Raw genomic sequence first — 15,576 nt, 5'->3', positions numbered from 1 at the left:
GTTTGCATTCCTCATCTTCCCGGCCATAGACGGCTTTGAACAAAAGATCGTTTTTTAAATTGAGTGCGATATGTAAGCCCCCCTTTCTGAATTGGTATATTTTTACTTTAACATAATTGGCATTTTTTGTCAATTCATAAATGTAATATATTCCCAACTACAAATGAAATCAGCAGGTCAAGGAGCGAGATGCTCCCTGCCTGCTGGTCTTTGAATTATAAGACGATTATCAAAAATGGCCCCATTTATAAAATTGGTCTATCCTTTTCCCGCTTTCCTGATAAAATCAGCGAAAGGATGATACTCGACGCAATTACTGCAAAAATGACGCAGATTGAAACTACCGTTGAAATATGGATGTTAACAATTAATGCTCCCAATTTTACTCCTGTAAATATTAAAATCACGCCGACTCCATATTTGACATATTGGAAGCGTTCCTGTAAATGCTCCAATACAAAGTACATCTGCCTCAGTCCAAGAATAGCAAAGATGTTAGAGCTATACACAATCAGCAGGCTGGTCGAGACCGAAAACACTGCCGGAACTGAGTCAATTGCAAATATGATGTCGGAGCATTCTACCAGACACAAGATCGCAAACAGAGGTGTAAAAAGCTTTTTTCCGTTTCTTTTAATCATAAAGCGATCATCTTCAAAAGACTCCGTCATGGGCAGGAATTTCCTTACAGCTTTTATTATTTTGCTATCCTGCGGTTCTATTTCTTCTTCCTTGCCAATTAGCATTTTTATGCCGTTTATAACGAGGATTGCTCCAAAAATGTAGAGAATCCATTCAAAAGAAGATACAATCTTAAGACCGAAGAATATAAAAACAAAACGCAATACGATTGCACCCATAATGCCCCAGCTGAGTACTCTGTGCTGCACCTTTTCTTTTATGCCAAAGGAAATAAAAATCGTCATAAATACAAAAAGGTTGTCAACACTTAAGCTCAGCTCGATCAGGTAACCTGCTGCGAATTCCAGTGCGCTTTTACTTCCCAAAGAAAGACCTATGGCTGCACAACATAGTCCCGCTAAAGCGATCCATATACACACCCATTTTATAGCATGTTTGATTTCTTTCATTTCTTTTTCACCTAGATTCTTTTTGAATTCCCCTTCATCTCTTGCTCATTATTTTCCTGCCAATTGCAAATACGTTTGATATCTTTCCTTCGCATCTTTTTCTGCCTTATCAAACAGCTGCTCAGCGGTTTCCGGGAATGCTTTTTTCAATGACGCATATCTTACTTCGTTCATCATAAATTCTTTTAAATCCCCTGTCGGTTCTTTAGAGTCCAAGATAAATGGGTTTTGACCTTGCTTCTTCAAATCAGGATTGTAGCGGTATGTATGCCAGTATCCGGCCTCAACGGCACGTTTAGCTTCTCCCATACCCTGGGACATACCGCATTTCATACCATGTTCAATACACGGGCAGTAGGCAATAATCAGAGAAGGGCCATCATAACTTTCTGCTTCTCGAATAGCTTTAAGCGTCTGGTGCATATCATAGCCCATCGCAACCTGCGCAACATACACATAGCCGTAACTCATGGCCATCAATCCTAAGTCTTTTTTCTTAGTTTTCTTACCGTCGGAAGCGAATTTGGCGATTGCTCCTGTAGCGGTGGCTTTTGAAGCTTGTCCGCCGGTATTGGAGTAAACTTCTGTATCAAGTACAAACAGGTTAATATTCTTGCCTGATGCCAGGACATGATCCAGCCCTCCATAGCCTATGTCATAAGCCCAGCCGTCACCGCCGAGACCCCAATAAGATTTAGGCGTAAGGTATTCCCGATTTTCAATAACGTAGCTGACAGCTTCCGTTTTATTCTCATAGCTTGTTAAAACCCTCGCAAGTTCATTTGCCGCCTCACGGCCGCAGTCAGGATCCGCACTCTTTTCAAGCCAATTGCGGCATGGCCCCTTTAGCTCTTCAATGCTGGAGAGTTCTGTAATTACAGCGGTTAATCGCTCTCTTATTTTTTCAGCACCCATGTACATACCATAGATGTATTCAGCTGTATCTTCAAAGAGGGACATCGCCCATGCAGGACCGCAGCCATCTTTATTGGTTGTATAAGGGGTTGACGGCGTGCTGCCGCTAAATGCCGTTGAACATCCTGACGCATTGGCACAGTACATTCGGTCGCCAAACAGTTGGGAGATGAGCTTTACATAGGGAGTTTCACCGCAGCCCGCACATGCTCCTGAAAATTCGAACAAGGGCTGGGCAAACTGGCTGCCCTTGACTGTATTTTTATCAATGGCATCCTCTTTAGTCGATACGGATTCAATGCTGTAATTCCAGTTTTTTGTCTCGTGGATTTGAGAAGCAAGGCTCTTCATAGATAGCGCTTTTTCCTTTGCAGGGCAAATATATGCACAGCTACCGCAGCCCGTACAGTCCAGCGGCGACACCTGAATTCGATATTGGTATTGGGTCAGTCCCTTTCCCTTTGCATGGATCGTTTCAAACGTCTTTGGTTTTTTTGCCGCTTCGTTTTTATCAAGGAGTATCGGCCGGATCGCCGCGTGGGGACATACATAGGAACATTGGTTGCACTGGATACATTTATCTCCATTCCATTTGGGTATATCCACCGCAGCGCCCCGCTTTTCATACTTGGTAGTTCCTGCGGGCCATGTCCCGTCTTCTCTGCCGATGAATGCACTGACCGGAATTGCATCTCCCTCCTGCCGATTCATAGGGATCACGACTTTTTTAATGAAATCTGGATAGTCGCAGTCTTTTTCTTCAATTACAGCCTGCTTCCAGGCTGGTGGAACGGCTATTTCTTTCAGCAGCTCAATCCCCCGATCGACTGCAAGCCAGTTCATGGCAACAATCTGTTCGCCTTTTCTGGAATATGTTTTTTTAATACTGTCTTTCATATATCGAACAGCATCCTCCAGTGGAAGAATTGGTACAAGCTTAAAAAAAGCCGCCTGCAATACTGTATTCGTTCTTCCGCCTAATCCTAAATCCTTTGCAATATCCACAGCGTTAATGATATAGAATCTTATCTTTTTTTCAGCTAAATCCCTCTTCAAAGATGGAGGCAGTTTCTCTTCCAGTTCCTTCTCATCCCACTGGCAATTAAGAAGAAAAACAGAACCTTTTTTTAAGTCTCCCGTAAGATTATACCGGTCCACATAGGATTGATTGTGGCAAGCTACAAAATCCGCCTCTGACACTAGATAGGTCGATTTAATTTCTTCTTTGCCGAATCGTAAGTGAGACTGAGTTAGTCCTCCCGATTTTTTCGAGTCATATACAAAATATGCTTGTGTATATAGATCCGTATGACCGCCGATAATCTTTATAGTGTTTTTATTAGCTCCCACTGTCCCGTCTGAACCCAATCCCCAAATCTTGCAGCTGATGGTTCCTTTGGGCGATGTTCCGGTAAGCTGCTGAGGAATTGGCAGTGACAGTCCAGTAACATCATCCTCAATACCTATAGTAAAGTTCTCTTTTGAGCTCTCTTTTTTCAAATTATCAAACGCAGCACATATCTGAGCCGGCGTGGTATCCTTAGAAGACAAACCATATCTGCCTCCGATAACATCAATCTTCTTGCCCCGCTTAAAACAAAGCTGACATACATCTTGATAAAGAGGTTCTCCCTGGCTGCCGGTTTCCTTAGTTCTGTCCAGCACTGCAAGTTTCTCAACACTTTGGGGCAGCTCCGCCAGAAAATGCTCTGCAGAAAAAGGCCTGTATAAGCGAACGCATAATACACCGACTTTTTCACCCCGTGCTGTAAGATAATCTACGGTCTCCTGTATGGTATCGATGACCGAACCCATGGCAACGACAACCCGTTTCGCATCCGGTGCTCCGTAATAATTAAACAGCTTGTAATTCTTTCCTGTCAATTTGTTTATCTCATCCATATAGCCTTCCACAATTCCCGGGAGAGCGGCATAAAAGTTATTAGATGCTTCTCTCAATTGAAAAAATACATCCGGATTCTGCGTAGTTCCTCTTGTACAAGGCCGTTCCGGGTTCAGCGAATTCTTTCTGAATCGTTTCAGCGCATCCAAATCGACCAGCCCAGCCAGATCCTCATAATCCAGCGCATCAATTTTCTGTATTTCATGGGAGGTACGAAACCCATCAAAGAAGTGAAGGAAAGGCACTCTGCCTTTTATTGCTGCCAAATGGGCTACTGCGCCTAAATCCATTACTTCCTGAGGATTTGCTGATGCCAGAAGGGCAAATCCGGTCTGCCTGCAAGCCATAACATCGGAATGATCTCCAAAGATAGACAACGCATGTGCCGATAACGTTCGCGCCGAAACGTGGAACACTCCTGGTAATAATTCCCCCGCTATTTTATACATGTTTGGGATCATCAAAAGCAATCCCTGGGATGCAGTATATGTTGTCGTCAGTGCCCCCGCCTGCAGGGAGCCGTGGACACTTCCCGCCGCTCCCCCTTCCGATTGAAGCTCTGCCACATCCACAGTCTGTCCGAAAATATTTTTCTTTCCCAGGGCTGCCCATTCATCAACATGTTCTGCCATAGGGGACGAGGGCGTGATGGGAAAAATTCCTGCAACCTCAGTAAACGCATAAGAAACATATGCCGCAGCCTCATTACCGTCAACAACTATTTTTTTATTTGCCATATTTGCCTCCCTTCACTCCTCATCAAAAACCCACGCTTTTGTAAATCCGTCTGTAATTGCATCTACAATACGTCCGCTTTTTAACGCGTCTCCCACTATCCTTACATGGGTGAAGTGACTCTTGAATTCTTCCGCCGCTTTCGGATCGCCTTTCACCCCCAGCGACATGACAACTGCCTCTGCCTCCATTTTTTTATCCGCCTGACCTTCACAGGAAACCATAATATATGTTTCTTCAATGGAACGTAAAGTACAGTCCGGATAAATTTCAGCGTCTGCAGCTTTTAGTTCTTTCAACTCTTCATTCAGACATTGTTTGAATACACCTTTTCCGATTTCACTTTCCTGTTCGATAATTTTTACATGACAGCCCTGATCTGCAAGGAAAGAAGCTGTCTCTAAGCCTGCCTGCCCTGCTCCTGCTACTATGACCTGTTTTTTCCTTAAATCAACTGCGCCGCTCAGAACTTCGGGGACTGTGTAAACATTTTTTCGATCAATGCCGTCTATGGTTTCCGGCTTGACGGGCTGGGCCCCGCTGCAAAGGAATACGCCTAACGGCTTTAATTTCTTAACGGCTTCAATATCAGCTTTTGTATTCAGCCGGACCTCTACACCTAAAGATTTTAGTTGGGCGATCATACCTTCCTTCAGCCAGCGGATTTTTTCTTTTTTCGGCGGCTTTTCCGCATAATTGAGCTGGCCGCCCAGTTCCGCTTTCTGTTCAAACAGCACCACTCGGAATTTTCTTTCTGCAAGAACCATAGCTGCCTCCATGCCTCCCGGCCCTCCGCCGATGACAACGACAGTTCTTCCACGACCATTTTTCTGTATCTGTGAAAACTCAATTTCTCTTCCCAGCCGGGGATTTACGGTACAAGTAGGTGGAATTCCCTGGATGAACGTATCCATACAATTTAAACAACTGATGCAAATTCTTATCTGGTCTTCTTTCCCTTGTGTAATTTTTTTCGTCCAGTAGGGGTCAGCCAGATGGCCTCTTGAAAGCCCAGCAAAATCGCAGACGCCTTCTCCAATCAAACTGTCGGCAAAGTCCGGCTTCTTGATGGTATTTACTGCTATGATCGGGCAGCTGACTGCTTCTTTAACGGATTTTGACAGGTGTTTTTTCCATCCCTGCGGATAGCACGGCGGCTCTCTGTTAAACTGGGAGCTTTCCTGAAGGCCACAATTAACATTCATATAGTCCACGCCCATTTCATCCCATATTTTGGCGAAAGCCAATCCGTCTTCCAGCGTATTTCCGCCTTCGACAAATTCATCAACCGATATTCTTATGCCGACAACAAAGTCTTTGCTGACAACCTTGCGAATGGCCTCATATATCTCAACCACGATTCTTGCCCTATTTTCAATACTTCCGCCGTATTCATCGCTGCGGTGATTGTACAATGGCGACAAAAACTGATTCAACAGATAACCATGGGCAGCGTGAATTTCCACGCCATCCACACCGGCTGTTTCAGCAAGCTTGGCCGATTGTACAAATTTTTCAATCAGATATTCGATATCTTTTTTTGACATGGCTTTTGTTCGCTTCCCATCTGCTGTTGGTACTTCTGATGCCGACCATGGTTTTTCTCCATTGAGATTGCCGCTTACCGTGCATTTTCCAGGATGGTACAGCTGTAAAAATAGTTTGGCATCGTATTTATGTATTGCTCTGGCCAGATGGGCAAAAGACATGGATTGCGCCTGGTTTTCCAGGCACAATTCATTGGCATTAATTTTTCCCGTCTTTGAATCCACCAGGACGATACCCGGCATTACGATACCGGCTCCGCCTTTTGCGCGTTCTTCAAGATAACGGATCAGCCGCAGGCCGGCTTGCCCGTTTGAATCTGCATAAGTAAGTCCCACCGGCGTCACCACAATTCTGTTCTTTATCGTTTGCTTTCTAATCTTCCCTTCTTTAAAGAGGTTCGAGTATTTTGCTTTGTAATTCATGTTCTTCTCCTTGACCCAAGTTATCACCAGTTTTTATGATTTAAATCTGTTATTTTCCTACTTTCCGTCCTGTCTTCACGCTCTGGCGAAAACATATCCACATTAATACAGGATTCCGGTCCCGGGTTATAGGTGCCATGCTCCGCTCCGGGAGGCACATGGCAGAAGCAGCCTGCCCCCACTTCATAGGTAGTCTCCTGGACGGTTACTTCCAGCATTCCTTGTTTGATGTAAATCAGCTGTTCGTGGGGATGGCTGTGAAGCGGCGCACCTGCTCCCGGCTTGATTTCCCAATATTGCATGGTCATATTTTCGCTGGGTTTAAACACGCAGCTTCTCATACCATTTTCATCGTCATGCCATTCCATCTGGCGTATGTCAAAAAGTTTTACTTTGTTCATTCTACTCTCCTCTTTTAAATTCTATTTTCTTATTTTGCTTTTGGCAGCATATGTTCAAAGCCTTCTGTTGAATAATCCTCTCCTGCCCGTTTCGCTTCCAGTGCTTTTGTCAAGGCATCAAAGCCTTTTCTTGTTACCGGATACTGGAGAGCGGCGATTACACCCAACAATAGGAATATTCCCGGAAGCAATGTAATATATCCATGCAATCCCTCTGCAACAGATTCCGGCTGTGATACGCCGCCTTCCACATAGCCAATGCTGCTAAGAATAATACCTGTAAAAATATAGGATAGCGTTGGCCCGATTTTAACGAATAGGCTTGCAAATGAAATAACTAATGAAGTTCTCCTCTTACCGTTTGCGAATTCATCAATATCAGAAATTTCATATCCCATCGTGCAGTGCAGTGTCCAGAAGGGTGCTTCAACAAGAGTAAACGCTACCATCATAGCTACAGCAGCGCCTAAAGAGTTCAAATTCAAGAAAAAGAAACTTGTCATTGTAACTCCTGCGACAGCATAACAGACGATGAACATTGGCTTTTTGCCAAATTTATTAGCGACTGGTACGCATAATACAATTGCCCCATAATAAACAACACTCTCTACCGCCCAAAAAGTAGCCTGCTGCGCAGCATTAAGTTCCATAGAATAAGTGAGTACATAGGCAATCAGCGCATAGAAAAAACCATTTGCTACAGTAAAGGCAAATACCATGATTAACTGTACTTTTAATGCTTTAATCTTTAATAGTGATGTGACATTTTCAATAAAGTTCAATTTCCCAATTTTAACATCATCATTCTCTTCTGCAGCCGCTTCTTTTGGTGGTCTGCCAGCAGCTCTAAGCGCTTTTACTTTCCTTGGGCTTAATGCGGCAAAGATACAAACAAGACAGCAAATACCATACACCAGAGTCACACTAATTCCGGTAGTAAGCCACTGTGCATCAACATCCATTTCCGGTAAAATGGCTTTTGCAAGCTGTGGACCTCCATGTCCCAGATAGGAAAAGAGCGGCGCAGTTAATCCGCAAAGCAGCCTCAAAAAATTTCTTTCTTCATAGCTATCCGTCATCTCCGCACCCATTGAAATGAAATTCGTACTATACATTGAGAAGCAGGTTACGAACAGGATTGAAAAAATACAATAGTAGATTAATTCTCCAACACCGGAAAAAGGCGCAGGGACGAATAATAAAATCGTCACAATTGCCAGCGGCCCAAGACCAATGATCATGCCTGTCCTTCTTGTTCCGTGTTTTCGATATAAATTGTCCGAGAATATGCCCAATGCCGGATCGACAAGGCCATCGCAAGCAGCAGCTACTGCTGAAATAATTCCTGCAACAACAGCATTAATTCCGGCGACTTCCGTTAGATACATCATAAAGTATGTATAAAACAGTGCATAAGGCAACTCATCACCAGCATTTCCAAGAGAATATCTGATTTTTTTGCCAATAGAGATTTCACCGGTTAAGCCTAAAACATTGCCTTTGGTTTTCATATTTTTTTCCTTTCTGTTATTTTATCCGTCTTACCACTTTTATTTAAGCGATCAACTATTGATGGAACCAGTGGCAAATCCTGCAACTTGTTTATCAGGTCAATCCTGCAATTTTCCTCTTTTAAATTCGATTTTCTTATTTTTCTTTTGGCAGCATGTGTTCGAAGCCTTCTGTTGAATATTCCTCTCCTGCCCTTTTCGCTTCCAGGGCCTTTGTCAAGGCATCAAATCCTTTTCTTGTTACCGGATACTGGAGGGCCGCGATGCTGCCTACAACCAAAACCAATCCCGGCAGCAGGGTGATGTATCCGTGCAGGCCTTCCGTAACAGTTGCTGCTTGGGAAACGCCGCCCTCCACATAACCGATGCTCTTGAGAATGATTCCAGAGAATATGAAGGATAAAGTAGGTCCCACTTTAATGAACACGGACGCTACCGATAAGATCAGCGATGTTCTTCTCTTGCCGTTTGCAAATTCATCAATATCGGAAATCTCATAGCCCCAGGTGCAGTACAGCGTCCAGAAGGGAGCTTCAATAAAGGTGAAGGCTGCCATCAGAAGCGTTGCTGCCAGCAGAGACTGGACACTTCCAAAGTAGAAAGCTGTCATCGAAATTCCTGCAATGGCAAAACAGGCGATGAATAAAGGCTTTTTGCCAAATTTATTAGCCACAGGTACACATAAGACTACTGCCGCATAGTAAATGACTGTCTGCACGGCCCAGTATGTGGCCTGCTGAGCTGCGTTGAGTTCCATGGAGTAAGTCAGGGCATATGCGATTAATGCATAGAAGAATCCATTGGCGATGGTAAAGGAAAGGATCATGATGATTTCCACTCGCAAGGCTTTGATCTTTAGCACGGATCCCACATTTTCAAAAAAGTTCAGTTTACTGACTTTTACTTCATCTATGTTCTCCTCTGATCTGACTTCCCTCAACTCTCTTCCTTCTGCTCGAAGCTCTTTAACCCTTTTAGGACTAAGGGCTACAAAGATACAGATGACACAGCATATCACATAGATGATTGTGATACTTACACCTGTAGCTACCCATTGACCCTGAAGGTTCATCTTGGGCAAAATAGCCTGTGCCAGCTGAGGGCCGCCATGTCCCAGATAAGCGAACAGCGGCGCTGTTAATCCGCAAAGCAGACGCAGCATGTTTCTTTCTTCATAGCTGTCTGTCATTTCCGCGCCCATTGATACAAAGTTCATGCTGTATAAAGAATAGAAGGCGACAAAGAGAATGGAAAAAAAGCAGTAATAAACCAGCTGGCCCGTTCCGCTGAACGGAGATGGCACAAATAGCAGGATGGTTACAATAGCGAGAGGCCCAAGGCCCATAACCATGGCCGGCCTTCTGGTTCCATGCTTTCGATATAAATTATCGGAGAATATACCCAGTGCCGGGTCCACAAGGCCATCGCAGGCTGCGGCCACCGCAGAAATGACTCCTGCTACAACTGCATCAATTCCCGCCACTTCAGTTAGGTACATCATAAAATATGTATAGAAGATCGCGTATGGTAATTCGTCGCCGGCATTTCCAAGCGAGTATCGGATTTTTTGCCATAAAGACATTTCACCGGTTAAACCTAACAAGTTCCCTTTGTTTTTCATAATTGTTTCCTTTCTGGTATTTCCAACCGTTTATACAATTAAAAACAGATTATCTCTTGTTAACTCCTCTAACCCTAATTTTTCTTTCGTTTGCCCCTTCCTGATCAGGTCTTTTCCTATTACGATTCCGCCTAATGTGATCAATGCCTCGATTACCGGCAGATTCAGCTCCAGCATCCGGCCAATCATGCTCCACGACATCAGGCCGTAGGGAATATCCTCGGTCAAATATCTGCTCTGCAAACTCTCAGGTCCTTTTACAAACTCAAGACCTTGACAGCCGTTGATCTCTTCCCACATGCTTCTGGCTTGTCTGCCTTCCGCCATTTCCTCAGGCACACTATAATAGGAGCATCCCAGAGCTTTTAAAATATGAATTCGTTCTTCGTCCAATTTTTCCATAACAGTCGCAACGGCGGGTGTTATTCCCTCTTCATAGAGGTAGAATTCCCCCTTTGCCCGCTCGATTCTCCCTGTATTAAGGACACAGCCCGGAACATGGTAACAGGGGTTTGTGGCATGCAGTACGCTGTGAAACACATGGTCGGCTTTTGTTAAAGGTAAAATCGATTCAAATTCTGCCAAAACCTGTGCCGTATCATCTGATGGAACTGCAGCTGTCAAAAGGGGCGTAATTCTACCGCTTATTTCGACTCGATTGCCGCCCAGCTTTTTTGCGTTATAAGGAGTTTCATTGGTTTCCGCAACAAAGATCCTTTTTCCGCGGCCCTGTTCTTTTAACTTTTTTTTCAGTAATAAGCTTGCAAGGTAACCAGGCGCAAATATTACAGTCTGATCATCAGACAGATAGTCGCAAATCCATTGAGTGATAAACTCATGACCATATGCAGGGATCGTGATCAAAATCAGATCACTCCCTCCTATTGCTGCCTGTGGATCATCCGTAACCATGTGGAGCTTTGCCTCTTGAGTCCGATTATCTTCATGAAGCTCAACAGTCCTGGTTTTCGCAACAGCAGTAATCTCAGACCAATGTGGTTCATCCACCAACATGTTTACTTGATTCCCTTTTAGCGCCAAATCCGCTGCTGCTGCATAACTGCAATTTCCCGCTCCTATTACAGTTATCTTTTTCATTTAAACGTTTCCTCCATAATTCCTCTGAGCTACTGTGTTATATAGGAATTTCATCATAGTCGTTGTATCGAATACAGGGAGGTTGGTCGCTGCCTGTATGGATGCCGCATAGGGCGGCATATCCGTACATTCCAACAGAATCGCACCCAAATCCGGATTTTCATCCTGCAGTTTTTTCGCAAGGCCCACCATCTCGGCTCGCACTTTTGCCGAATCAAAATTGCCCACATTTTTATCAAATTTGCTGAATTCCGGCTCATCCTGCGCGCCAATAATAACGCATCGGTCATAATCTTCTTTCGAAACTCCGCATGATTGGAACAGGCTGTAAGTGAGATGAGGTGCATCGCCGCATATAATTCCTATTTTCTGGTCTGACCGCAAGCCCACTCTGATCCAAGGCACCTGCACTACTCCGGAAAGATAAACGGGAATGTCCACAGAATCGGCCACCTGCCTTTGGAAATGTCCAAAATAACCGCAGTCCGCGCAGATCACTCTGCATCCGTCCAATTCCAGCTGTTTTGCCGTCGCAATGATCTGATCCTCAAGGGATGCTGCCGCTCCGTGAACTAACTGCTGGTTAGCGCCTTCCAGTTCAACATATTTGATCGGAAAGTCAAAGGAATACGCATTTGATACATGACCTGGAGGACATGGCAGCCAGGCTGGCACAATAATAACTCCAACCAGCTCTCCCGCACCGCCTCTTGAATCTTTATTCATCCGGTAATGCAGGTCCTCACCCGGCTCGATATATGCATAGTGTCTATAAAACCCATCTTTAACTTCTTTCATCGCTTCCTCCTATTCCACACTTTTTAAGATTTCTACTGTGCCTTTATCCCCGTCTATTCGGATATAGTCCCCTGTTTTGATCTCTTCACATGGATCGCAGTCTGGACCAAAGTCAGCAACACAGGGGACATCTGCCAGCGCTACGGTTGTGGCGCACTTTGAATCCATCTTCTTGAACACATAACCCATTGGACCTACTCCGTGCAGATGGCAGGCAAAGAAATAATCTGACCATCCGAGTGATCCTCTGCTGCACGGTACTACCAAAATCTTTCCCTTTACTGACTCGCCTTCATAGAGATGGCCTTTTTCAATAATGACTCCGGTATCCATTTCAAGCGCTGACCATCCTTGAATGCTGTTTGGACACACCAGCGCATATCCTTCTGCTGCAGGACCGTTGGCTCCTCTGGCTTTTAAAATCTTATTTTCCATCATTCACCTCCCAGTAACCTCTGATTGCCGCATCCATACATTGCTTGTCCGTCCCATAGTAGATGGGAACCGATCGCTCGGATTTTTGATAGTGCGTCAGCTTTGTTGAGGAAAGACCTACCGCAATGGATCCATCCGTGAGGTTTGTGGTTACATCCACGCATCCGCAGGTCATAAGATGGGCGCCGGTTTTTCTAATGGTCTGGGCAATTCCGCTGTCTTCGGCCATTTTCAAGGTTGCCATGGTCGTGTAAATAAAGAATCGCATCCCTTGCGCAACCTTTTTACCTTTAAGATAGTCCGCATAGTGCTGTAACTCCTCCACACTGCAATGAGGACAGCCGATCTGAACGAAGTTAATGGGTCCGGAGGTCTGGCAGCCCAGCGTCAGTCTCGCTTCTTCGATCATTTCTTGTGTAATCGTAATCTCTGCCTGCGGTCTCTTCCCCTTTAAGGCATCTTCCAATTCTCTTGCTTCGGGTGAGATGCCTACAATGAGGCACAATTCCGCACTGCTGGTTGTGGCCAACGATGTGAAAAAGCTCTTTACTTTGTTTAAGTCCGGCCGTTTAAATCCGTCGGCCAGCACTGGGACTGAATCGGCCTCAAGAAACCCTCCCATCACATAACCCAATAGATCCCAATCCTCTCTTGTATCTGTCCTGCAATCAATGTGAAATACATGTGTGCCGATTCTGTTCTCATCGAGATGCAGACCAAATTTAGGCGTTCTGCCTGTGAGGGTTGACCAAAAGGTGGTTCCCTGTCCTCCGCCATTTCCTCTGGCGCCCCAAATCGAGTTACAGAATAAGACGTTACTCGATTCGGTTGTGAGGAATACTTCACCCATAAGCGGGATCCATCCGGTCAGATATGGTGCGCATGTACTGGCTCGAATCGTTCCCAGCTGGCAGGCCCTGTTCAGAAACCGCATATTCTCTTCAAAGAATTCTTTGGTTTGATTACAGTTTTCATAATCTTCTCCATCTATGCAGCAGACATCATCCTGAAATAAGCAGTTATCGTCTACCAGTGTGTCCAGTTCCATTTCTTTTCCCAGATAGCTTTTCGACAGTACCGCATCCAATGTATTTCCTTCAAGTAAAAACTCATCCATGCAGTCGCAGGCAGCGGTACTCTTTGTTACGTCGCACAACTCCTCTGCGCCTACAATTTTGGCGTATTTTAAAATTTTTTCCATAGCTATTTTTTTAGCTTCGCCATATTCGCCATTCAGCATTTTTTTATCTTTTTCTGATAATTTCATTTGTACAAAGGCTCCTTCACCTTACATAACTGACAACATCATCGCGCCTGGGCGATGGCTTTTCATCCTGATCAGCCGGATATCCGAGAGACAGAGAGCATATCACTTCATAGCCGTCCGGAATCCGGCACCTTTGTCTGAGTCTCTTCCCCTGCTCTCCCTCGAAAGCCATATTGGGAACATCCAGATACCTTGATCCGATATTGAGGGATTTTGCCGCTACAGCCATGTTTTGATTGGCGCAGGAACAATCTTGCTTCGAGAACTGGGACTCCTCCGCGGCTGAAAGAATAATCAGGGCTGGCGCATCGTACAAGGGCCTGTAATCCCTCTCATCCTCATCAATATCGCCTATTTCATCCAACGCCTGAAAGGTTTTCCGATCAATTGCTTCCAGGATTTCCCGGTCCTGAATAACGCTAAAATGCCAATTCTGTGCGTTAAATGCGTTGGGTGCGGCTTTACCGGCCCGTATGATAAGGTCCAACTCGTCATCTTTGATTTGTTTTGGCTGATAGGCTGTTGTTCCAACTCTTTTTAAAATGTTGCTAATTGTCTCATTCATAGCACCACCTGCCTTTCTTCGATGTAGTAACTTGTATATACATGTTATGTCATGATTATACTTTACTTAACATGACTTGTCAAATATTTTCATGTTCACTTTTGCTTTTATATAAATTAATAATATGGTATAATATAGTAAATTCATTTAGGAGGGGCAGAATGATAGATAAAAATTCTCCGACACCTTTGCATATACAGCTCTATGATTTCTTGCTGGAGCAAATCAACAGCAGGGAATACCAGCCCAATGAACCGATTCCTTCTGAAAATGCTTTAAGCCAAATGTTTGGAATAAGCAGGACTACAGTCAGAAATGTAATTCTTCGATTGGCAAACGAGCATTATCTCTATAAGGTGCCTGGTAAAGGCACGTTCGTGTCAGAACAAAAAATTATTACCAATACGACATACCAGAAAGGTATTCAGGAACAATTAGAATCTCAGGGTTATGATACTAGCTCGCTTTTGCTTTCACTGGAGATTGTAACGGGCGCGACGATTGCACAAAAATTAAATCTGTCGCCCAAGGACAAACTGATAAAAATTGACCGCGTGACCAATGTTTTAGATACACCGCTAAGTTATCACATTAATTATCTGCCCTATGCCAGATTTAAAAAAGTTACGGAATGGGAATTAAATAACAAGATTTTATGCGATATGCTTCATGACAATTATCATGTTGCCCCCAACTCAGGGAAGGAAACACTGGAGCTTACGACAGCTACGGCCAGCGAAGCACGTATCCTCAATATACCGGTTAATTCCACGATTTTACTTACGGAATGTATCACCTATAACTCAGAAAATGACCCCTATATGTTTTCTAAAGTTTTATTCCGGGGAGATCGGATTAAGCTGCATTTTGATTATGAGACCAACAGTTCGCGATGAAAAAGACAGGCAGCTCCAAGGAGGTTGGAGCTGTCTTCCATTTATTCATCACATAAAAAACGTGTGTATGACGGAATCAAAGATTCTTATGCACACATGTCGCTGACAAGCATCGCCGTTTCGCGAAGGTGTGTTCTTCGATATTTCCTGCACACTAAAAAAAGCAACCAGCTTCGGCGGCTTCGCCTTACTGCTTGCTTAAAAGTGGGTACTTTTAAACTTCGTATTCTTCTTTCTCATGAAAGAAGCTTTATCTGCCCAAATGATGCCGGTCCCACCCGGCGGCAGATTTAATCAGCCTTTTAACCAGGCTTCGACCGTTTCCAGAGATAGCTTTGCCATCCTGGCAATTTGCTGTCTTTCCATGCCG

12 protein-coding genes are annotated in these 15,576 nt (G+C 44.4%); 1 reads left to right on the top strand and 11 read right to left on the bottom strand.

All coding sequences use genetic code 11. The annotated features are described in order from the left end of the window. Window positions 1-245 precede the first annotated feature (245 nt). From LG211_RS19785 to LG211_RS19735, 11 genes are all read right to left on the bottom strand, one after another. Window positions 246-1,091: a TerC/Alx family metal homeostasis membrane protein gene (locus LG211_RS19785; protein WP_148396218.1), complete on the bottom strand. Its 846-nt coding sequence runs from the start codon at window positions 1,089-1,091 to the stop codon at window positions 246-248. A gap of 48 nt (window positions 1,092-1,139) precedes the next feature. Next, window positions 1,140-4,646 carry a pyruvate:ferredoxin (flavodoxin) oxidoreductase gene (gene nifJ / locus LG211_RS19780; protein ID WP_269478298.1) on the bottom strand — a complete coding sequence of 1,169 codons (3,507 nt, stop codon included), beginning with the start codon at window positions 4,644-4,646 and terminating at the stop codon, window positions 1,140-1,142. Window positions 4,647-4,658: 12 nt separating this feature from the next. Further along, complete coding sequence (locus LG211_RS19775; RefSeq protein ID WP_148396216.1) at window positions 4,659-6,614, bottom strand: oxidoreductase; 1,956 nt, start codon at window positions 6,612-6,614, stop codon at window positions 4,659-4,661. A gap of 23 nt (window positions 6,615-6,637) precedes the next feature. Then, window positions 6,638-7,015 (bottom strand): cupin domain-containing protein, encoded by a 378-nt coding sequence (locus LG211_RS19770; RefSeq protein WP_148396215.1) that lies wholly within the window; start codon window positions 7,013-7,015, stop codon window positions 6,638-6,640. Between the two features lie 29 nt (window positions 7,016-7,044). Next, window positions 7,045-8,526, bottom strand: coding sequence for an MFS transporter (locus LG211_RS19765; protein WP_269478297.1), 1,482 nt, complete (start codon window positions 8,524-8,526; stop codon window positions 7,045-7,047). A 136-nt stretch (window positions 8,527-8,662) separates the two neighbouring features. Continuing rightward, complete coding sequence (locus LG211_RS19760; RefSeq protein WP_269478296.1) at window positions 8,663-10,147, bottom strand: MFS transporter; 1,485 nt, start codon at window positions 10,145-10,147, stop codon at window positions 8,663-8,665. A 30-nt stretch (window positions 10,148-10,177) separates the two neighbouring features. Then, window positions 10,178-11,245 (bottom strand): NAD/NADP-dependent octopine/nopaline dehydrogenase family protein, encoded by a 1,068-nt coding sequence (locus LG211_RS19755; RefSeq protein WP_148396212.1) that lies wholly within the window; start codon window positions 11,243-11,245, stop codon window positions 10,178-10,180. Next, entirely contained in the window at window positions 11,246-12,043 is a 798-nt protein-coding gene (locus LG211_RS19750; RefSeq protein WP_148396211.1) for an aspartate/glutamate racemase family protein, read from the bottom strand. A gap of 9 nt (window positions 12,044-12,052) precedes the next feature. Next, complete coding sequence (locus LG211_RS19745) at window positions 12,053-12,481, bottom strand: aconitase X swivel domain-containing protein (RefSeq protein WP_148396210.1); 429 nt, start codon at window positions 12,479-12,481, stop codon at window positions 12,053-12,055. Continuing rightward, window positions 12,468-13,745, bottom strand: a complete 1,278-nt coding sequence (locus tag LG211_RS19740) for an aconitase X (protein ID WP_148396209.1) — start codon at window positions 13,743-13,745, stop codon at window positions 12,468-12,470. Before LG211_RS19740 ends, LG211_RS19745 begins: the two co-directional genes overlap by 14 nt. A gap of 16 nt (window positions 13,746-13,761) precedes the next feature. Beyond that, the gene (locus tag LG211_RS19735) at window positions 13,762-14,310 is read right to left on the bottom strand and encodes a nitroreductase family protein (protein ID WP_148396208.1); all 549 of its coding nucleotides are present in this window, start codon (window positions 14,308-14,310) and stop codon (window positions 13,762-13,764) included. Window positions 14,311-14,471: 161 nt separating this feature from the next. Here LG211_RS19735 and LG211_RS19730 point away from each other — a divergent pair, with 161 nt between their 5' ends. Then, window positions 14,472-15,206 carry a GntR family transcriptional regulator gene (locus LG211_RS19730; protein WP_269478295.1) on the top strand — a complete coding sequence of 245 codons (735 nt, stop codon included), beginning with the start codon at window positions 14,472-14,474 and terminating at the stop codon, window positions 15,204-15,206. Window positions 15,207-15,576: the final 370 nt, after the last annotated feature.

The organism is Hominibacterium faecale, assembly GCF_020734085.1.
Taxonomy (GTDB): domain Bacteria; phylum Bacillota; class Clostridia; order Peptostreptococcales; family Anaerovoracaceae; genus Hominibacterium; species Hominibacterium faecale.
This window is presented reverse-complemented; position numbering and strand designations above follow the sequence as displayed.